This is a genomic window from Deefgea rivuli DSM 18356, assembly GCF_000620145.1.
Taxonomy (GTDB): Bacteria; Pseudomonadota; Gammaproteobacteria; order Burkholderiales; family Chitinibacteraceae; genus Deefgea; species Deefgea rivuli.
The window spans coordinates 294,747-315,776 of the sequence record NZ_KK211083.1 but is presented as its reverse complement, the minus strand read 5'-3'; the positions used below and the strand labels follow the sequence as shown (position 1 = coordinate 315,776).

At 50.7% G+C, this 21,030-nt stretch carries 12 protein-coding genes; 6 read left to right on the top strand and 6 right to left on the bottom strand.

What is annotated here, in order from left to right:
- Positions 1-13: 13 nt before the first annotated feature.
- From Q320_RS0116440 to Q320_RS0116430, 3 genes are all read right to left on the bottom strand, one after another.
- Positions 14-1,426: a glutamate synthase small subunit GltD family protein gene (locus Q320_RS0116440; RefSeq protein ID WP_027469900.1), complete on the bottom strand. Its 1,413-nt coding sequence runs from the start codon at positions 1,424-1,426 to the stop codon at positions 14-16.
- Positions 1,427-1,569: 143 nt separating this feature from the next.
- Positions 1,570-6,012 carry a glutamate synthase large subunit gene (gene gltB / locus Q320_RS0116435; protein ID WP_027469899.1) on the bottom strand — a complete coding sequence of 1,481 codons (4,443 nt, stop codon included), beginning with the start codon at positions 6,010-6,012 and terminating at the stop codon, positions 1,570-1,572.
- 253 nt (positions 6,013-6,265) lie between these two features.
- A complete protein-coding gene (locus tag Q320_RS0116430) occupies positions 6,266-6,580 on the bottom strand; it encodes a hypothetical protein (RefSeq protein ID WP_027469898.1) in 315 nt (104 codons plus the stop codon).
- A gap of 376 nt (positions 6,581-6,956) precedes the next feature.
- Here Q320_RS0116430 and Q320_RS21890 point away from each other — a divergent pair, with 376 nt between their 5' ends.
- Positions 6,957-7,655 (top strand): glyoxalase superfamily protein, encoded by a 699-nt coding sequence (locus Q320_RS21890; protein WP_051534845.1) that lies wholly within the window; start codon positions 6,957-6,959, stop codon positions 7,653-7,655.
- Between the two features lie 122 nt (positions 7,656-7,777).
- Here the strand turns inward: Q320_RS21890 and Q320_RS0116420 are convergent, their stop codons facing one another.
- From Q320_RS0116420 to gltB (Q320_RS0116410), 3 genes are all read right to left on the bottom strand, one after another.
- Entirely contained in the window at positions 7,778-8,512 is a 735-nt protein-coding gene (locus tag Q320_RS0116420) for a substrate-binding periplasmic protein (protein WP_027469897.1), read from the bottom strand.
- 211 nt (positions 8,513-8,723) lie between these two features.
- Positions 8,724-10,187, bottom strand: a complete 1,464-nt coding sequence (locus tag Q320_RS0116415; protein WP_027469896.1) for a glutamate synthase subunit beta — start codon at positions 10,185-10,187, stop codon at positions 8,724-8,726.
- Entirely contained in the window at positions 10,187-14,824 is a 4,638-nt protein-coding gene (gene gltB, locus Q320_RS0116410; protein ID WP_027469895.1) for a glutamate synthase large subunit, read from the bottom strand. The genes Q320_RS0116415 and gltB (Q320_RS0116410) overlap by 1 nt, the downstream gene beginning before the upstream one ends.
- Before the next feature lie 406 nt (positions 14,825-15,230).
- Here gltB (Q320_RS0116410) and Q320_RS22160 point away from each other — a divergent pair, with 406 nt between their 5' ends.
- The 5 genes from Q320_RS22160 to Q320_RS0116380 all read left to right on the top strand — a co-directional run bounded on the left by Q320_RS22160 (position 15,231) and on the right by Q320_RS0116380 (position 21,026).
- Complete coding sequence (locus Q320_RS22160; RefSeq protein ID WP_051534844.1) at positions 15,231-16,322, top strand: methyl-accepting chemotaxis protein; 1,092 nt, start codon at positions 15,231-15,233, stop codon at positions 16,320-16,322.
- A gap of 27 nt (positions 16,323-16,349) precedes the next feature.
- Entirely contained in the window at positions 16,350-16,718 is a 369-nt protein-coding gene (locus Q320_RS0116395; RefSeq protein ID WP_027469893.1) for a response regulator, read from the top strand.
- A 136-nt stretch (positions 16,719-16,854) separates the two neighbouring features.
- Positions 16,855-17,172 carry an STAS domain-containing protein gene (locus Q320_RS0116390; protein WP_035854035.1) on the top strand — a complete coding sequence of 106 codons (318 nt, stop codon included), beginning with the start codon at positions 16,855-16,857 and terminating at the stop codon, positions 17,170-17,172.
- Positions 17,169-19,346 (top strand): chemotaxis protein CheA, encoded by a 2,178-nt coding sequence (locus Q320_RS20340; protein WP_051534843.1) that lies wholly within the window; start codon positions 17,169-17,171, stop codon positions 19,344-19,346. Before Q320_RS0116390 ends, Q320_RS20340 begins: the two co-directional genes overlap by 4 nt.
- A gap of 51 nt (positions 19,347-19,397) precedes the next feature.
- Complete coding sequence (locus tag Q320_RS0116380) at positions 19,398-21,026, top strand: methyl-accepting chemotaxis protein (protein ID WP_027469891.1); 1,629 nt, start codon at positions 19,398-19,400, stop codon at positions 21,024-21,026.
- The last annotated feature ends 4 nt before the right edge of the window (positions 21,027-21,030 follow it).

Sequence of the window (21,030 nt, the reverse complement as noted above, 5' to 3'; positions counted from 1 at the left end):
CATTTCAATAGCCTTACCAAGCGCCAATGTACTCCAAAATCCCTTCAGCTGCATTACGGCCTTCGTAGACCGCACGTACGACGAGATCTGCGCCACGAACTTGGTCGCCACCGGCGAAGATTTTTGGATTGCTGGTTTGGTGCTTAAACGTTTGCTTCTCAGCAGCAATCGTACGGCCCCAGTCATCGGTTTTCACGCCTTGCGCGTCAAACCAGCTTTCCGGCTCGACAGAGAAACCAAACGCCACGATGACGTGATCGCATTCAAGTACACGTTCAGAACCGGCTACCAATTCAGGACGACGACGACCTTTCTCATCGGCGGCACCCAATTGCGTTGAAACCACAGTCAGCGCGAGGCTACCATCGGCGTTCTTTTCAATTTTCACTGGCTGGCTGTTCCACGCGAATTCAACGCCTTCTTCTTTGGCGTTCGCTACTTCGCGTTTCGAACCTGGCATATTTTCTTCGTCACGGCGGTAAGCGCAAATCACGCTCGCAGCGCCTTGGCGGATCGAAGTGCGGTTGCAATCCATAGCGGTATCGCCGCCGCCGAGCACGACAACGCGCTTGCCAGTCATCGATACAAACGCTTCATCACCCAGCGTGCCCATGCTATTACGCACGTTGTTGATCAAGAATGGCAGCGCTTCCATCACGCCTGGCAAATCTTCACCGGTAATGCCGCCCTTCATATATTTGTACGCGCCCATACCCATAAATACCGCATCGTAGTCAGCAAGCAAGGTTTCAATGCTCACGTCCTTACCGATTTCAGTATTCAGGCGGAATTCAACGCCCATGTCTTCCATGATTTTACGACGCGTAGCAATCACGTCTTTTTCCAGTTTGAATTCTGGAATCCCGAAGGTCAGCAAGCCGCCGATTTCTTCGTAACGATCAAAGACAATCGGCGTAACACCATTGCGTACCAACACATCAGCACAACCCAGACCCGCTGGGCCAGCACCGATAATCGCGACTTTCTTGCCGGTTTGAATCACGCCAGACATATCTGGACGCCAACCGGCTTTGAAGGCTTCGTCGGTAATGTATTTTTCCACCGAACCAATCGACACCGCACCGGCATCGACTTGCTGCAATGTACACGCGCCTTCGCACAAGCGATCTTGTGGGCAAACGCGGCCACAGATTTCTGGTAATGAATTGGTTTTGTGGCTGAGTTCAGCCGCTTCAAACAGCTTGCCTTCGTCGACCAATTGCAACCATTGCGGGATATGGTTATGCACTGGGCATTCCCATGAGCAATACGGATTACCACAGGACAAGCAGCGACCCGCTTGCTCGCCCGAGCTGGTTTTATCTAACGGCGTGTAGATTTCTTTAAATACAAATTTACGCTTTTCAACCGCGACTTTATCGCCAGGGTTGCGCGCGATATTCAGAAACTGAAATACGTCTGACATTGGGGTATTCCTCGGTGAGGATTGAGAGTAAAGGGCTACAGGGCAATACCCACAAGCAACCTAACATCTCTTCCTAAACTCTTACCGTGCAAGGAGGGGCGGGTTGTTACACCTCACGCCTCCCCCCTCACACCTCATTTCATTCAATCTTTCAACAAAGCATCCAATTTGGCGACTTTTGGTTTCACCAACCAGAAGTAATCCACGGCTTCATCAAAGTTGGCCAACAATTCAGTGCCCTTGCTCGAGCCCGTCAATGCCACATGCGCAGTGATTTTGTCTTTCAAGAACGCACGAATCGCGCCGTAGGCTTCGCCATTGATCAGATTGGTATCAATCAATTCATTGTTGTAGCGATACGCGAATTTTTGCTTAGGATCGTAAACCAGCGCAAAACCACCGGTCATCCCCGCGCCAAAGTTGTAACCCGTTTCACCGAGCACCACCACGCAGCCGCCCGTCATGTATTCACAACCGTGATCGCCAACGCCTTCAATCACCGCTGTCGCACCCGAGTTACGCACCGCGAAACGCTCGCCGGCCATACCCGCAGCAAACAACTCACCACCCGTTGCGCCGTATAGACACGTGTTACCGGCAATCACCGCATCGCTCGAAGCAAATTCACTACCCACGGGTGGATAGATAATCACTTGGCCGCCATTCATGCCTTTGCCGACGTAGTCATTGGCGTCACCCGCCAATTCCAGCGTCAAACCTTTGGCATTCCATACGCCGAAGGATTGACCCGCTGAACCGTGCAATTTCAAGTGCAAAGTGCCATCTGGCAAGCCCGCAGCGCCGTGCGCTTTGGCGATTTCGCCCGACAAACGCGCACCGATTGAACGATGAATATTACGCACATTGTATTCAAAACGTTGTGACGTTTTCGCTTTAATGCCAGCGAGTGCGTCTTTGACCATTTCTTCGGCCAATTCACCCTTGTCGAAACTTGGGTTACGCGCTTCCACGCAGAAACGGGCTTCTGAATCTGGCGTTGTACCTTGGCTCAGCAATGCGCCAAGTGCGAGTTTTTGCTGTTTCTCAGTCGCGCCTTCAATCAAGCCGAGCATTTCAGTGCGGCCGATCAATTCTTCAAACGTGCGCACACCGAGTGCCGCCATCAATTCACGCGTTTCTTGCGCAATGAAAGTGAAGTAATTCACGACCATTTCTGGCAAGCCGATAAAGAACTTGCTACGCAATTTGATTTCTTGCGTCGCCACGCCCGTCGCGCAGTTATTCAAGTGGCAAATCCGTAGGAATTTGCAACCCAAAGCGACCATCGGGCCAGTACCAAAACCAAAACTTTCCGCGCCCATGATCGCGGCTTTCACCACGTCCAGACCCGTTTTCAAACCACCATCAGCTTGCACGCGAACACGCCCACGTAAACCGTTCGCACGCAAGACTTGCTGTGCTTCGGTCAAACCGAGTTCAAACGGCGAACCAGCGTATTTGACTGAAGCCAGCGGTGATGCAGCGGTTCCGCCGTCATACCCCGAGATCGTGATCAAATCAGCGTAGGCTTTTGCCACACCCGCCGCAATCGTACCGACGCCCGGCTCGGCAACCAATTTCACTGAAACCAAAGCTTCTGGGTTGACTTGTTTCAAGTCAAAAATCAGCTGCGCCAAATCTTCAATCGAATAAATATCGTGATGCGGTGGCGGTGAAATCAAACTAATGCCCGGCTTGCTGTGACGCAATTTCGCGATCAGCGGCGATACTTTATCGCCCGGCAATTGGCCGCCTTCACCCGGTTTTGCACCTTGTGCCACTTTAATTTGCAAGACTTCAGCATTCACCAAGTAGTGCGGCGTTACACCAAAACGACCTGATGCCACTTGCTTGATTTTCGACATTTTCGGCGTGCCGTAACGCGCTTCGTCTTCGCCACCCTCACCCGAGTTCGAGCGAGCGCCAAGGCGATGCATGCCTTCTGCCAACGCTTCATGCGCTTCTGGGCTGAGTGCACCAAGCGACATACCGGCTGAGTCAAAACGTTTAACGATTTTTTCTAGCGGCTCCACTTCGTCGATTGAAATCGATTTTGCTGGATCAATTTGCAAAGCCATCAAATCGCGTAACATCGCAACTGGGCGTTTGTTCACTAGCTCTGCGTATTTGCCGTAGGCTTTGTAATCGCCGTTTTGCACGGCCTTTTGCAGCGCCATCACCACGTCTGGATTGTAAGCGTGGTATTCCTCGCCAAACACGTATTTCAGCAAACCGCCTTGCGCCAATGGACGCATTGGGTTGAACGCAAACTTATTCAGTTTGAGCTGATCCGCTTCAAAATCAGCGAAGTTCGCACCAGAAATCCGCGATACGGTGCCAGTTAGGCACAAATCGATGACTTCTTCGCCGATACCGACGCCTTCAAACAATTGCGAACCGCGATACGACGCCACTGTTGAGATACCCATTTTCGACAAGATTTTCATCAAGCCTTTATTGATACCCTTGCGGAAGTTATTCGCCGCTTTTTCGAGCGTGCCATCAACTTGGCCAATCTCAACCAATTCTTTGATCGTTTGGTAGGCCAAGTACGGAACAATCGCCGTGGCGCCGTAGCCGATCAAACAAGCGAAATGATGCGGATCACGTGTAGTTGCAGTTTCAACAATGATATTAGTTTGGCAACGCAAGCCTGCGTTAATCAGGCCGTGATGCACCGCGCCGACCGCGAACAAAGCTGGAATCGGCAAGCGACCTTTGGCGATGTTTTTGTCCGACAACACGATAATCACTGTGCCGTCGTTACGCACGCTAGCGAGTACATCAGCTTGCAGCTTTTCAATCGCCGCTTGCAGGCTTGTGCCTTCAAACGCTAAATCGAAATGCGTTGCTTTGAAATCAGGGTCAGTTTGGCTGATCAATACGGCGAATTTGTCGGTCGACAACACCGGCGAGCTAACTTCCATGCGTTTAGCGTGGCTGGCGTTGTCTTCAAACAGATTACGCTCAGGGCCAAAGCAAGTGTTCAGCGACATCACAATCGCTTCACGAATCGGATCGATCGGTGGGTTTGTTACTTGCGCAAATTGCTGGCGCAGATATTCGTACGGTGAACGCACTTTTTCTGACAACACCGCCATTGGCGTATCGTCGCCCATCGAACCGATGGCTTCTTGGCCATCATTGGCCAATACACGCAAGATTTGATCGCGTTCTTCGAACGTCAATTGGAATTGCTTTTGGTAGGTCAGCAAGGTCGCTTTGTCCATCTCTTCGAGTGGACTATTGTCAGCGGCCATTTCCAAATGATTGGCGTTTTCTTTCAGCCAAGCGCGGTACGGTTGCGCCTGTTTGAGCTTGTTATCAATCGTTTCAGATTCGATAAATTCGCCGGTTTTAAAATCAACCGCAACGATTTGACCTGGCTTCACGCGGCCTTTTTTGACCACTTCGGTCGGCGCATAGCCCCACACGCCGATTTCCGACGCGATGGTGATATGACGATCTTTGGTGATGACATAACGCGCTGGGCGCAAGCCGTTACGGTCGAGCGCACAACCAGCGTAATCGCCAGCCGCCCAAACGATACCCGCCGGGCCATCCCATGGTTCCATATGCAGGGAGTTGTACTCGTAGAACGCGCGTAAATCGCGATCATTGGTATCGACGTTTTGCCAAGCCGGTGGCACCATCAAACGGAAAGCGCGGAAGACATCGACGCCGCCAAGCACCAAGCTTTCCAACATATTGTCCATACTCATCGAGTCTGAACCGTTGGTTTGCACGATGGGACGAATCGCATCCATATCTAGCTCTGGGCTATTCATGATCGCTTCGCGAGCACGCGCCCAAGCGCGGTTACCCGTCAGCGTGTTGATTTCACCGTTGTGCGCGAGGAAGCGGAAAGGCTGCGCCAATTTCCATTGTGGCCAGGTATTGGTCGAGAAACGTTGGTGATACACCGCCATACTCGAAGCAAAACGCTCGTCTTTTAAGTCGAGGTAGAATACCGGCAGATTGTCTGGCGTAACCAAACCCTTATACGACATGACGTAGGGGTTGAGTGTAGGTATATAGAAGGAAGCATCGCCCGTATTGGCCTTCTCGGCAATACGTCGTGCTTGATATAATTTACGTGCAAACTCAAGCTCAGATAAAGTCTCTGGCGAATTCACAAAAATTTGTTGGATCGTTGGCAATGAACGCATCGCGGCAGCGCCCAGAGCATCCAGATTCACGGGTACATCGCGCACGCCCGCAACAACCAGACCTTGGCTCTCAATCGCGGCAACGAGATTCGCAATCGATTTGGCCGACTCTGCCTTATCCAGGTTTGAGAACACCAAGCCCGCAGTAAATTGCGTCGCCAAGGTGTAGCCATTATCCACCGCTACCGCGCGCAAAAAGTCTTTTGGCAAGCGGAATAGCAAACCACAGCCGTCGCCCGATTTACCATCGGCAGCCACAGCACCACGGTGTGTCAAACAGGCCAGCGAATTGATTGCGGTTGATACCAGCCAATGGCTTGGTTTATCGTCCATTTGTGCAATCAAACCGAAGCCGCAGCTATCTTGCTCGAACTGCGGGCGGTATAACGTGCCCTTCAACCAGCTTTGTCTATCCATCACAGCGGCACCCTTACAAAAGCTCAAGAATCAGTGAAATACATGCCGCTAGGGATTGACCCTAGTCAAGCAAAGGGGCTTGATTCTAGCGATAAAGGGTGTTAAACGCAACCAAAATGGACAATCGGGAGAATCCCTAGGGTCGGATGAACGTGAATATTTACGCTCATCCGTTTTGCTTAATTCGATAGTCAGCTAGCGCAAAACAAAGTCGAATACTTGATTACGCAAGCTGCTTAAAACGAGTGCGGAATTAACGGCGTTTCGACAACTCACTGCGCTCAATCGCAATCGCAATAATGTAATGCGTCAAATCACGGTCGTGACCGATTTTCTCGATGCAGGCCGCGCGTAGACGATCAATCAAGTATTTTTCTGGCGAATCAATCATCCGCGTAAAGCGGTTGTATTTGAATTGCGAATCGCCAACGATTTCTTCCAAAATATCCAAACGCTCAGGCTGGTTATTGCGCAGGCGGTACATCTTGCCTTTAGCCAATACTTTACGATCGTGGTTCGGACGTAAAATTACGTGCCAATTGCTAGGTTCGTTTTGTACTTCTTCCATTTTGCCTCATCCCTACGTGATCGCTTAAAACCAGCAAGCTCTCGCCCACTGCCAAGCGGATAAATATCAGCACTCGGCGAATTGCCAACCATGCGATATTGAATCTCTCGATTATACGATCAATTGAACATTCATATTCAAATCCATGCTGCACGGCATTCTTCCCCACCTTGTCACTGCGCACCACAATTTGATTACGTCATTAGACAGCCTGCTTAGCGCTCCGTATCATAGCGCTTGGTTGGTCGCACCTGCCGCTTGCCCCATAAATGGGAAGGTGAAGCGACTGCAATACTCATACTCTGAATCCTTGTCTTTCGAGCGTTTCAGCAATGCAAGCACTGATCATCGACGCTCAATACCACAAGGATCTACGATGCGTAGCTATCTCGACGCCAAACTCATGGCCAAAACTTTGCGCGAAGCCCTCGCGCAAAAACAAATCCCACTCAGCCACAGCGAAACACTGGAAATCGTCGCGCAGCAATTTGGCTTTGCCGATTGGAATATTTTAGTCGCCAAAATCAATCCATCCGGCGCCATCGACTCAAATCTGCCAGACGGCTGGAAAATATGGGGCAACGCCGCTCAATGTTACGACATGGGAATTGATCCAACATTGCTGCGAAACGGCCAAAAATCAGCGGTAATTCATCGCAACACAGAACCGTTCCCGAGCAATAACGTTCGTCCCCCATTTGGCACTTTGATGCAAACTTTTAAAGCCGATGATTGGCGCAATAAAAAATTAGAATTGACTGCTGAACTCAAAGCTCAAGCCGCCGATTCCGTACAAATGTGGGTACGTATCGATGGGCCGATTGGCCTACTGCAGTTCGATAACATGGATTATCGCGCAGTGAAAGGCACACAAGACTGGACATCGGCACGCATCGTTGTGCCGATATCCAATGAAGCCGTTACGATCAACTTTGGTTTCTTTGTTAGTGGCGAAGGAACGGGTTGGGCGAGTGGCTTTAAGATCAACGAAGTCAATGCCAACGAGCCAGAAACGACGGGTATGGGTTATGAAGGCATTTTAAGTAGCCCGAAAAATCTCGACTTCGCTATGTAATTCGTAGTACGCAAGAAAAAAGCCAGCGCAAGCTGGCTTTTTCATCACTCGGATTCAAAATTTCTACCTGTTATTATTATAATTAATAGCTTGAAACTTTCACCGCAATCGCCCGCCGAGACTCAAGGCAATTCAACTTCATAGCGCTCTGCCAATTCGCGTAATTGGCCTGTTTTTTTCAAGCGCTGCATTTCTTGCTCAAAAAAAGCTGCCGCTTCGATAATTTCTGGTTTGGTTTTGGCAAAGCCAATTGTCAGCGGCAAGCTTGCAATCGCTGGTTCGCGCCAGATCACTTGCTGCGACCATTTTGCGGCGGCAGGTAGCGTTCGCAATAGATATTGCGCCACTGCACGCTCAACAACAATCCGATCAATTCGCCCAGCCGACAGCTTTTTTAAGTTAGTTTGATCGTCGTTCACTTCCTCAAAAATCACGCCTGCCTCTTTCAAGCTCGTCGGATAACCATAAGCCCGCACCGTGCCGACTATTTTGCCGCGCAGTTGGCTCAAATCGACGCTGGGCAGCGGCTCAGTAGAGCGAGTATAAAAACCCAATTTGCTCATGAAAATCGGTCGCGAAGCACTTAATTGCAGACCGACATAATCTGCTGGCCACATCAAAATTGCGCCGTCCACCCTACCCGAATTCACTTCAGAAAGCGCTCTAGCCCACGGCAAAAAGACAATTTTAACTTGATATTTTTTACCCAAGGTCTGCTGAATCAATTCGGCCATTGCTCCGGCATTCGGCGTCGCAGCTGAGGCATACGGCGGATACTCGGGAGAAACTAAGCGAATCGTGCTAGCCCAACCCATAGCACTACAGACCGCGAATAAAAAGCCGAGCCAAAATCGCATTGCTACGCCGCCATAGAATCTTTGAAAATCCAGTATATACAATTGCCTCTACCCTGCCGCTGATCCTTGCCGGCAACTCGCGAAATCGCCACGACTTGCACACAAGCGTAATACTTAGCTCTTCAGCAATAAAAAAGCCAGCTTGCGCCGGCTTTTTTGCGATGTATACGAATGTAAGTCATATAAAAATTAACTTACCAAGCTATACCCATTAGCGAGGTAATACAGAAGCGCCCATCAAATATTGATCGACTTCGCGTGCAGCTTGGCGGCCTTCGCGGATTGCCCATACGACTAGCGATTGACCACGGCGAACGTCGCCGGCGGCAAAGACTTTGGCGACGCTGGTTTGGTAGCAACCTTTGCCGTCGGTTGTCGCTTTGGCATTGCCACGTGCGTCTTTTTCGACTGCAAACGCGTCGAGCAAACTGGCCACTGGATTGGTAAAGCCCATCGCCAAGAACACCAAATCGGCTTTCAGCTCAAATTCGCTGCCAGCGATTGGCGTTGGCTTGCCGTCTTTCCATTCCAAACGAACCAATTTCACCGCTTTCAGCACGCCATTTTCGCCGACAAATGCTTGCGTTTGCACCGCGAAATCGCGCTCAACGCCTTCTTCATGGCTACTTGATGTGCGCATTTTGACTGGCCAATACGGCCACACGATGGATTTGTTTTCTTGCTCTGGCGGTTGCGGCATCAATTCAAGCTGCGTCACACTCACCGCGCCGTGGCGATTACTCGTTCCCACGCAGTCAGAACCGGTATCGCCACCACCAATCACCACGACGTGTTTACCCGCCGCGCTGATTGGATTGGCTGCACCGCCGCCAACTTGTTTGTTTTGCGCGATCAACAATTCCAGCGCGTAATGCACGCCTTTGAGCTCACGACCCGCCACGGGTAAATCGCGTGGCACTTCAGCGCCACCCGCCAAAATCACCGCATCAAACTCAGCATCGAGTTGCGCAGGGGTAATGACAGTTTTGCCATCGCAAACGATACCAGCAGGTATGTCACTAGAACCAACCACTGAATTTAGCTTGAATTCAATACCCTCAGCTTTGAGTTGCGCAACACGGCGATCGATCACGTCTTGGCCGAGTTTGAAATCAGGAATGCCATAACGCAGCAAGCCACCAACGGCATCGTTTTTCTCAAACACCGTCACCACATGACCGACGCGAGCGAGTTGCTGCGCCGCCGCCAAACCCGCAGGGCCAGAACCAACAATCGCAACTTTCTTACCCGTTTTCACGGCCGAAATTTGTGGCGCAACCCAGCCGTTTTCCCAACCTTTGTCAATAATCGCGCGCTCAATTGATTTGATGCCAACTGGATCGTCATTGATGCCGAGCGTACAGGCCGCTTCGCACGGCGCTGGGCAAATTCGACCAGTGAACTCAGGGAAGTTATTGGTCGAATGCAGGACATTTAAAGCCGATTCCCAATCTTGCTGGTACACCAGATCGTTAAAATCAGGAATCACGTTGTTAACTGGGCAGCCGTTATTGCAAAACGGAATGCCGCAATCCATACAACGCGCGCCTTGCAACTTCGCTTTGTCGTCGCTCAGCGCAGGCACAAACTCGCGATAATGCGTGATGCGCTGCGCGACCGGCTCGTAACTGTCTTTAACGCGGTCGATTTCTAAAAAACCGGTTGGCTTACCCATTATGCAATCTCCTTCTGCGCAACAACTGCTTTCGCTGCTGCCATTTCCTTCATTTCAGTCAATGCACGGCGATATTCGTTCGGGAACACTTTGACGAACGCGGCGCGGCTGGTGACCCAGTTAGCCAAAATCTCTGCAGCACGTTGGCTTCCGCTTAAGTCAGCATGTTTGGTAATCAAGGCTTTAAGCTGAACTTCATCGGCCACGCCATTGTGGAACGGTTGCTCTTGCGCATCAGACGCCACAACTTGTTCCAGCGCGACTTGCGCCATATTGCAACGACCCGCAAATACGCCGTCTGGATCGTAAACATAAGCAATCCCGCCCGACATACCCGCTGCAAAGTTGCGACCCGTTGCGCCCAATACCACCACCGTGCCGCCGGTCATGTATTCGCAACCATGATCGCCCAAGCCTTCAACCACCGCTGTTGCGCCCGAATTGCGCACCGCAAAACGCTCGCCGCCAACACCGGCAAAGAACGCTTCACCGGCAATCGCGCCAAACAACACGGTATTGCCGACGATAATGTTTTCCCAAGTTTTGCCGGTAAATGCAGCATTGGGGCGAATCACAATCCGACCGCCCGACAAGCCTTTACCGACGTAATCATTGCCTTCACCGCTCAAAGTGATGGTGATACCGCGTGCCAAGAAGGCGGCAAAACTTTGCCCCGCCGTGCCATTGAGCGCCACTTGCAGCGTGTCTTCTGGCAAACCCGCATGGCCATAACGGCGCGCCACTTCACCCGACAACATCGCACCGACAGTGCGGTTGATGTTTTTCACTGCGAGGCTAATTTTCGTCACTTCACCACGCTCAAGCGCTGGCGCAGCTTGGGCGATCAATTCATTGTCGAGTGCTTTATTCAGGCCATGATCTTGCGTTTCAACGTGCAAACGTGCGACTTCGGCTGGCGCTTTCACTTGGTGGAATACCTTACTGAAATCGAGACCTTGGGTTTTCCAATGTGCCAAACCCGCTTGTTTATCCAACAAATCAGAACGACCAATCAATTCATCAATCGTGCGAACGCCCATTTCCGCCATGATTTGACGCGCTTCTTCGGCGACGAAGAAGAAGTAATTCACCACATGCTCAGGCTGGCCGGAGAAGCGTTGACGCAAAACAGGATCTTGCGTCGCCACGCCAACTGGGCAGGTATTCAGATGGCATTTGCGCATCATGATGCAGCCTTCAACCACCAGCGGCGCGGTCGCGAAACCGAATTCATCCGCGCCGAGTAGCGCACCGATGACGACATCGCGGCCAGTTTTCATTTGCCCGTCGACTTGCACCCGAACTCGGCCACGCAGTTTGTTCAGCACCAGCGTTTGCTGGGTTTCAGCGAGTCCCAATTCCCACGGACCGCCAGCGTGTTTGATCGACGATTGTGGCGAAGCGCCCGTACCGCCGTCATGCCCCGCAATCACCAAATGATCGGCTTTGGCTTTAGTGACACCCGCAGCGACCGTACCCACGCCGACTTCAGCGACCAACTTCACCGAAATCGATGCGACTGGATTAACGTTTTTCAAGTCGTGAATCAACTGCGCCAAGTCTTCAATCGAATAAATATCGTGATGCGGTGGCGGAGAAATCAGGCCCACGCCCGGCACGGAATGCCGCAATTTACCGATGTATTCTGAAACCTTGTGGCCTGGCAACTGACCGCCTTCACCCGGTTTCGCGCCTTGCGCCATTTTGATCTGGATTTGATCGGCATTCACAAGGTATTCCGTCGTCACACCAAAGCGGCCCGAGGCGACTTGCTTAATGGCTGAGCGCAGGCTATCGCCTTCTTTGAATGTATAGTCACGCTCAATCCGGCTCTTGCCGATGACTTCCGACAGCGTTTGACCCGCTTTTAGAACTGCAAATCGTGCCGCGTCTTCACCACCTTCACCGGTATTGGATTTGCCGCCGATGCGGTTCATCGCAATGGCCAGCGCGGTATGCGCTTCGGTCGAAATCGAACCAAGCGACATTGCCCCTGTGGCAAAGCGTTTGACGATTTCGGCTGCCGATTCAACTTCGTCCAAAGGCACTGGCGCGCCAGCGGGTTTAATCTCAAACAGACCACGTAGCGTGAGATGGCGTTTGCTTTGATCGTTGATCAGCGCGGCGTATTCTTTGTACGTCGAAAACGAATTGCTGCGCGTGGCGTGCTGCAATTTGGCGATCGAATCTGGCGTCCACAAATGATCTTCACCGCGAATCCGGAAGGCATATTCACCACCCGCATCGAGCTGATTCGCTAATACAGGATCAGCCCCAAATGCAGCGGTATGCAGCCGCACCGCTTCTTCAGCAACGTCAAACAGGCCGATACCCTCGATATTGCTCGCCGTACCGGTGAAGTATTTTTTCACCAAAGATTTTTGCAAACCAATCGCTTCAAAAATCTGCGCGCCGGTGTACGACATATACGTCGAGATGCCCATTTTCGACATCACTTTCATCAAGCCTTTACCAACGGCTTTGATGAAGTTTTTCTGATATTTCGCCGCGAGCTCAGAATCGCCGTTGGCAAAGCTCGCCACCGTCGCTAGCGTCAAGTACGGGTAAACCGCTTCCGCGCCGTAACCGCCAAGCAAAGCAATATGATGCGTTTCACGCGCCGAACCGGTTTCCACCACCAAACCGGTGCTGGTACGAAGGCCGCGTTTGACCAAATGCTGATGCACCGCCGACGTTGCCAATAGCGCAGGGATCGCAACAAACTCAGCGTCCATCTGGCGATCAGAAACAATCAGAATATTCGCGCCCGATTTCACGGCGTCTTCAGCTTCTGCAACGAGTGACGCCAAACGCGCTTCAACGCCTTCTTTACCCCAAGCAACGGGGTAGCAAATATTGAGTTCGTGTGAATAAAATTTGCCGCCTGTGTATTGGCCGATATTGCGAATTTTTTCAAATTGCGCTGTCGACAGTACCGGCTGAGTCACTTCCAAACGAATCGGCGGATTGATGTCGGTCGTACCGAGCAGATTCGGTTTCGGGCCGATGAACGATACCAAAGACATCACCATTTCTTCGCGAATCGGATCGATTGGTGGGTTGGTCACTTGCGCGAACAATTGCTTGAAGTAGTGATACAGCGGTTTATTTTTTTGCGACAGCACGGTCAACGCAGCGTCATTACCCATCGAGCCAGTCGCTTCTTCGCCATTTTTGGCCATTGGCTCCAAAATGAACTTGATGTCTTCTTGCGTGTAGCCAAAGGCTTGTTGCGCGTCGAGCAAACTACCTTGCGGCAACACAGCCGCATCGTTTTCAGATTCAATATCATCGAGTTTGACGCGAATTTTCTCAATCCATTCGCGATACGGTTTGGCGTTCGCGAGACTATCTTTGATTTCTTTGTCGTCGATAATGCGGCCTTGTTCCAAGTCGATCAGGAACATCTTGCCCGGCTGCAAACGCCATTTTTTATTGATGCGTTCATCGGCAATCGGCAATACGCCTGATTCTGAAGCCATCACCACCAAATCATCGTTGGTGACTAAATAACGCGCTGGGCGCAGGCCGTTACGGTCGAGCGTCGCGCCGATTTGGCGGCCGTCGGTAAACGCGACTGCGGCAGGGCCATCCCATGGTTCCATCATCGCCGCGTGATATTCGTAGAAGGCACGGCGATTTTCGTCCATCTCATCGTTGCGTTCCCACGCTTCAGGAATCATCATCATCATCGCTTGCGACAGCGAATATCCGCCCATCACCAAGAGTTCAAGCGCGTTATCAAACGACGCCGAATCCGATTGCCCCGGATAAATCAGCGGCCAGATTTTGTCGATGTCTTTACCCAGCACCGGCGAGCTGATGGCTTTCTCGCGGGCACGAATCCAATTCACATTGCCACGCAAAGTGTTGATTTCGCCGTTATGCGCGATATAGCGGAACGGATGAGCCAAATCCCAAGTGGGGAAGGTATTGGTCGAGAAGCGTTGATGAACAAGGGCTAGCGCCGAGATACAGGCGGGATCTTGCAAATCAAGGTAATACTCGCCGACTTGATCGGCCAAGAGCAAACCTTTGTAGTTCACGGTACGTGCCGAGCAAGATGGAATGTAATACTCGCCGCCGTATTTCAATTTCAAAGCGCGAATCGCGTGTGACGCGCGTTTGCGGATGATATAGAGCTTGCGCTCAAGCGCGTCGGTCACCAGCACATCGTTGCCACGACCAATAAAGAGTTGGCGAATGACAGGCTCGGTGGCTTTAATCAGTGGCGACATCGGCATATCGTGGTTAACGGGAACATCACGCCAACCCAAAACGACTTGTTTTTCGGCGCGAACCGCACGCTCGATTTCTTCTTCACAGGCAGCGCGGGCGGCTGGCTCTTGCGGCAAGAAACACATCGCCACGCCATAATCACCCATTGGCGGCAATACAATACCTAGCTCAAGTATTGCCTTACGGAACAATGAATCTGGGATCTGGATCAAGATACCCGCACCATCTCCCGCTAAAGCATCAGCACCCACAGCACCGCGATGATCGATATTTTTCAGAATGAGCAAGCCTTGCTCGATAATATGATGGCTTTTCTGGCCTTTGATATGCGCCACAAAGCCCACGCCACAGGCGTCGTGCTCATTGGCGGGATCGTACATCCCCTGCATTTCTTGCATCGTCTATCCCTCGCTCAATTCACCCAATATATTCTTTGCTAGTTTGCCAGATTTACGTGAAAACCCGTACAAAATTGCATAGAACCTTAATTTATATCAGGTGACGGTTCACGTAGCACAATGCATTGCGAGCAAAGCCGCAGATTTGCTTGCGCATTGCAGCGCCGCCCTGCTCCATATCGAAACAAACTCCCGCCAAAACCTCCTTCCGATTGCCAACTCATACTAACAGTGTCTCATTTACCCAATTGGCATACACCCTACTAGTGACTTCCTACGTCAGCTAGATCAACATTAGAAAATACTAATTAAATTTCAGGCTGTCAGATTGCCTACAAAAGCCGAAAAGTTCAGGCTATAACGATTCAGTAGTCCACCCAAGCCACCTATAGAAGAGCATGCCATCGTGAACGCCCCCCTCATTCGCTCGATCACCATCGCGATCATCAATCTTGTACTACTGTCCGTACTGGCAACCACGTGGTGGCATGGCCTAATCGCTGGCATGGTGATCTTACTGGCACTGATTTGGGCATCCCCCAAAGAACCGGACGCTGCCATGGTTTTACCTGCCGAAACCATTGCCGCGCCAGTGCATGCCGAACTCTCACCTTTTATGGTTGAACTACTCCCGCTCTGGCTCAAAAATCTCTCGCTGGCTCGCACGCAAAGCCAAACCGCCATCGACACTTTGGCAGCACGCTTTTTTGGTATTAATAAGCAGCTAAATGCCACCGTTCAACTCGCCTCGGGCAGTAGTGGCGGGCATGTTCTTACGATTATTCAAAATGCTGAGCACGATCTAGGCGGCATTGTGACGGCACTTGAACAAGTACTCAGCGCGCGTGAAACACTATTAAATGAAATCGAAGGTTTGGGGCAATTTAATGCCGAGCTCAAACGCATGGCGACTTCTGTTGCCGAAATCGCCACGCAAACTAATTTACTCGCGCTCAATGCCGCCATTGAAGCGGCACGCGCTGGTGAAGCTGGGCGTGGTTTTGCCGTAGTCGCCGATGAAGTCCGCAAGCTCTCCACTCAATCAGGTGAAACCGGCAAGCACATTAGTAGCAAAGTAGAGTCCATCAACACCACGATCCAAAGCGCACTGACTTCAGCGCAATCGCTCTCAAAAGGCGAAGCGCAAATGATAGGTGATTCGAAAGCGGTGATTGGCGGTGTCATTAGTCAATTCCACCAAGTTGCGATTGAGCTAGGTAATACAGTCGAGCAACTCACCGCAGAAAGCCGCGCCGTGGAGCACGAAGTACAAGACGTCCTCATTCAATTGCAATTTCAGGATCGCGTTAGCCAGATCATGGATCACGTTGAACGCGATATGAGCAAACTCTCCGGCATCTTAGCCAGCCAGCAAATTTTGCCTGATCGGCAACTTTGGCTTAATGAATTACAAAAATCCTACACCACCAATGAGCAACGCCAAGTCCATGGCGGCAAAGCGGCATCTGCTGCGACCACATCCATCGACTTTTTCTAATCACGCAAATTTAGAGGGAACAGCAATATGGCAAAGACTATTCTTATCGTGGATGACTCATTCAGCATGCGCCAAACCGTTGGCATCGCTTTAAAAAGCGCGGGTTATGACGTGGTCGAAGCATGTGATGGCAAAGATGCACTCACCAAGCTCGACGGTCGCAAATACAACCTGATTATTTCCGACGTCAATATGCCCAATATGGATGGCATCAGCTTTGTGAAAGCCGCCAAATTGCTACCAAACTATAAATTCACGCCCATTATCATGCTGACCACCGAAGGAGACGACAGCAAAAAGCAAGAAGGCAAAGCCGCTGGTGTACGAGCATGGGTACTCAAACCTTTTCAGCCGCCCGCTTTGCTCGATGCAATTTCTAAATTAATCATGGCATAAAAAACCAGCAATTAGACATAGGTATTGCCATTAGGTCATTAATCCTAAAAGCCTTCATTAATATACCCATGAATTAATTGTTGATAGATAGGTACAATTTAGCACAGCGCAGATTTTCAAGTGTACAGGAGCGGCAATGAGTACCTCGCAAGCGCATACAGTAGTTCACGCGGACAGTAGCCTGACTATTTTTGAAGCGGCGGAGCAAAAAACCGCGCTCCTTAGTACTTTATCGACGGCCATCGATACCTTAGAAATTAACCTTTCGGCAATCGACGAAATCGATAGCGCGGGAATTCAACTTTTGCTGTTTCTCAAGCAGGAAGCCACGCGGCAACAGAAAATCATGCAATACAGCCATCACAGTCCCAGCGTGCTCAATGCGATTGAATTACTCAATTTAGCGGCGCAACTGGGTGATCCACTCTTGATGCCAAGAGGAGAAAAAGTATGAATCTCGATGCTGCCCGCCATGCGCTGGTTGAAGAAGCAAGGGAACTCCTCGTCGCGATGGAAGACGCGCTGCTGCAAATTGAAGCCGGTAGCGGCGGCCCCGATGGCATTAACGCTATTTTTCGCGCAGCACACACGATCAAAGGTTCAGCCGGATTATTCGCCTTCGATAATGTAGTGAGCTTCACGCACATTGTTGAAAGCGTGTTGGATCGCGTTCGTAATGGCAAGCTCGCCATTGATGAAGCCATGCTCTCGCTACTCCTCAAATCGGGTGACTATATTGCGTCGTTGATTGATGCCATTGAGCGCAGCACCGAGCAAGAAGAACCCAACCCAGCACTGCGACTTCAACTTGAAACCGAGCTAAAAAGTTATTTGGATTTGCCCGCTGAAGTCACCACCGCGCTCGAAACCAGCAAGGCAGCAGATCAAGCGCCACGCGTAGAAGTCGATGAGGGCGAGCGTGTTGATAATGACAATTGGCATATTTCGCTGCGCTTTAATGAAGACGTGCTACGCCAAGGCTTAGATCCACTGTCGTTTATTCGTTATCTGTGTACGCTAGGACGAATCGTCCATCTGCATACCTTGATCGATACCTTGCCTGATGCCGAGCATTTCGATGCAGAAAGCAGCTATCTGGGTTATGAAATTGATTTTGAATCGACCGCCGATCGCAATAGCATCGAAGGCGTATTTGAATTTGTTCGCGAAGAAAGCCAAATCCGCATTTTGCCGCCGCACAGCAAAATTGACGAATACCTGCAATTAATCGAGGGACTCACCGAGCCCGCTGGCCGTTTAGGTGAAATTTTGGTCAATGGCGGCGCACTCACCGAAAGCGAGCTAGAACGTCTACTTAATCAGCAGCAAGGTCAAGAGCCGCCCCCTCCTTTGGGCACAATGCTGGTGAATCAGCAAGTCGTTCCAGTGAATGTGGTTTCTGCGGCGCTGAGTAAACAAAAACAAAGCGAAGAAAAACGCAGTCACGAGCAAAAATTTATCAAAGTCGAAGTCGGCAAACTCGACCAACTGATTGATCTAGTCGGTGAACTCGTCATTGCTGGCGCAGGTGCCAATTTGGTCGCCAAACAAAAATCAGTCACCGCGTTTGAAGAAGCAGCGCAATCGGTGTCGGTTTTGGTCGAGCAAATTCGCGATGCGGCGCTCACATTGCGTATGGTGCCGATTGGTGAAGTTTTTCAGCGCTTCCCACGCGTCGTTCGCGAAGTGGCGCGGGATTTAGAAAAAGAGATCGATCTCGTTATCACGGGTGCCGATACCGAACTCGACAAATCGATGGTCGAAAAATTATCCGATCCGCTGATGCACATTGTTCGCAATGCAATGGATCACGGCCTTGAATCGACAGCAGATCGGATTGCCGCAGGCAAACCCGCTTGCGGCGTAATGCGACTAAATGCCTTTCATGACTCAGGCAGCATTGTCATTGAAGTCTCTGACGATGGGCGCGGCCTGAATAAAGAGCGGATTTTAGCCAAAGCGCTTGAACGCGGCCTGATTCAAGCCGACCATAATTTATCTGACAGCGATATTTATCGACTGATTTTTGAAGCCGGATTTTCCACCGCAGAAAAAGTAACCAACCTCTCTGGTCGAGGCGTTGGGATGGATGTGGTGCGAAAAAACATCGAAGCGCTACGCGGCGAAGTCGAGGTCATCAGCAGCCCAGGTCACGGTGCAACCATCAAAATTCGCTTACCACTGACATTAGCGATCATTGATGGCTTTCAAGTCATGGTCAATGGCGCGGTGTATGTGATACCACTCGAACTCGTTATTGAATGCGTCGACTTAGTTGGACAAGACTATCAACACAACATCATCAAATTACGTGGTGAACCGCTGCCCTTTGTGCGCTTGCGCTCACTTTTTGGGCATCCGCCCGCCGCAGCGCAACAAAGAGAAAGCCTCGTCGTCGTGCAATACGGCTCGCAACGCGCCGGTTTGGTGGTCGACCAACTCCTCGGCGAATTCCAAGCCGTCATCAAACCACTGGGCCTTTTGTTCCAACAAATGAAAGGCATCGGCGGCTCAACCATTTTAGGTAATGGGCAGGTTTCATTGATTCTTGACGTTCCTCACCTAGTACAAATGGCAGGACACAAAGATCCACATACGCAACCGCAACCTGTCGCCCGCATTGAATAAAACAAAAGTTCAAACTAATTTGACCTTATATACCCGCAGGAGGGATTTAACATGCAATGGTTCTATAACTTACGTCTCAATACCAAACTCATTAGCACCTTCCTCATCGTTGCCTCGCTGACTTTGGCTTTGGGTGCGTACTCCTACACCCAGATTGGTAAACTGAGCGACATGGTCTCCAGTGTCTTCGCCAATCAATTAGTGCCCATCCGTGATTTGAGCGAAATCAAATCCAACACCATCGAAAACTACCGTCGCCTCTACGTTGCAATTATTCTCAATGATGAAAAAAACCTCGCGGATCAGTTCGCCAAATACGAGGTCACCAAAAATGAAAATAACGAGCTGTTTACCAAATATAAAAACACACTACTCACCCAAGAAGAATCAACCTTAATCGCGACTTACGATCAACAGATTATCACCTATCGCCAAGTTTCTGGTCAGACCTTTGAATTAATCAAGGCCGGAAAAATTGAGGAAGCAACTCAGCACCTTCGTGAAGTAGTTCGCCCTGAATATGAGAAAATCATCGGAATCGTAAATGCCCTGATAAAAATAAACAACGACGTCGCGTCTGCTGCAGATAAAGAAAGTAACGTCATCGTAGAAAACATCAGCAGAACAATGACCATCGCCATGCTGGCAAGCTTTGCTTTAGCCATCTTTATTGGTATCTGGATTACCCGCCTCATCGTCAATCAAATCGGTGGCGAACCCGCTGAAGTCGTTGATACGCTGAAGAAAATTTCAGAAGGCGACCTCACCGTCCAAATTCAATTACGCCCAAATGACAATCACAGCCTCTTATTTAACACGCAGCAAATGGTCAGCAAACTCACCAGCGTGATGAGCGAGGTAAGTGACACCGCCAATGCACTGGCTTCCGCCTCCGAAGAAGTTTCAGCCTCAGCGCAATCATTGAGCCAGAATGCATCTGAGCAAGCTTCTAGTGTTGAGCAAACCAGCGCTGCGGTGGAAGAAATTGCTTCAACCGTCTCACAAAACTCAGACAATGCTCGCGTCACCGATGGCATGGCCAGCAAGTCATCCACTGATGCCGTTGAAGGCGGCGAAGCCGTCAAACAAACTGTCGCGGCGATGCGTCAAATTGCCAAAAAAATCGGCATTGTCGATGATATTGCCTACCAAACCAATCTATTGGCACTGAATGCAGCGATTGAAGCCGCTCGCGCTGGCGAACATGGCAAAGGCTTTGCCGTCGTGGCGGCCGAAGTACGCAAGCTGGCTGAGCGCAGCCAAGTTGCCGCACAGGAAATTTCTGAAGTCGCGAGTAATAGCGTGATGCTCGCAGAGCGAGCCGGAATATTGCTCGATCAAATGGTACCGGCAATCCGCAAAACAGCGGACTTAGTGCAAGAAATCAGCGCCGCATCGCGCGAGCAAACTAGCGGTTTGGATCAAATCAACTCCGCCGTGAGCCAGCTCTCGCATACCACGCAAATGAATGCATCGGCATCAGAGCAACTGTCGTCCACATCCGAAGAAATGAGCGCGCAAGCAATCCAGCTACAGGAAATGATTCGCTTCTTCCGCTTAAGTAATAGCAATAGCAGACGTTCTGTAGCACCACGCCATGCTGCAACGCGTACTGGCCGAGTTTCAATGCTCGACTCAGGCAACGATGCTGTTGATGAAGCTAATTTTTCGCGCTTTTGATTGG

Coding starts and splice junctions, on each gene's coding strand:
- Q320_RS0116440 (WP_027469900.1), bottom strand. CDS start 1,426: ATGTCAGACGTATTTCAGTTTCTGAATATCGCGCGCAACCCTGGCGAT.
- gltB (WP_027469899.1), bottom strand. CDS start 6,012: ATGGATAGACAAAGCTGGTTGAAGGGCACGTTATACCGCCCGCAGTTC.
- Q320_RS0116430 (WP_027469898.1), bottom strand. CDS start 6,580: ATGGAAGAAGTACAAAACGAACCTAGCAATTGGCACGTAATTTTACGT.
- Q320_RS21890 (WP_051534845.1), top strand. CDS start 6,957: ATGCGTAGCTATCTCGACGCCAAACTCATGGCCAAAACTTTGCGCGAA.
- Q320_RS0116420 (WP_027469897.1), bottom strand. CDS start 8,512: ATGCGATTTTGGCTCGGCTTTTTATTCGCGGTCTGTAGTGCTATGGGT.
- Q320_RS0116415 (WP_027469896.1), bottom strand. CDS start 10,187: ATGGGTAAGCCAACCGGTTTTTTAGAAATCGACCGCGTTAAAGACAGT.
- gltB (WP_027469895.1), bottom strand. CDS start 14,824: ATGCAAGAAATGCAGGGGATGTACGATCCCGCCAATGAGCACGACGCC.
- Q320_RS0116395 (WP_027469893.1), top strand. CDS start 16,350: ATGGCAAAGACTATTCTTATCGTGGATGACTCATTCAGCATGCGCCAA.
- Q320_RS0116390 (WP_035854035.1), top strand. CDS start 16,855: ATGAGTACCTCGCAAGCGCATACAGTAGTTCACGCGGACAGTAGCCTG.
- Q320_RS20340 (WP_051534843.1), top strand. CDS start 17,169: ATGAATCTCGATGCTGCCCGCCATGCGCTGGTTGAAGAAGCAAGGGAA.
- Q320_RS0116380 (WP_027469891.1), top strand. CDS start 19,398: ATGCAATGGTTCTATAACTTACGTCTCAATACCAAACTCATTAGCACC.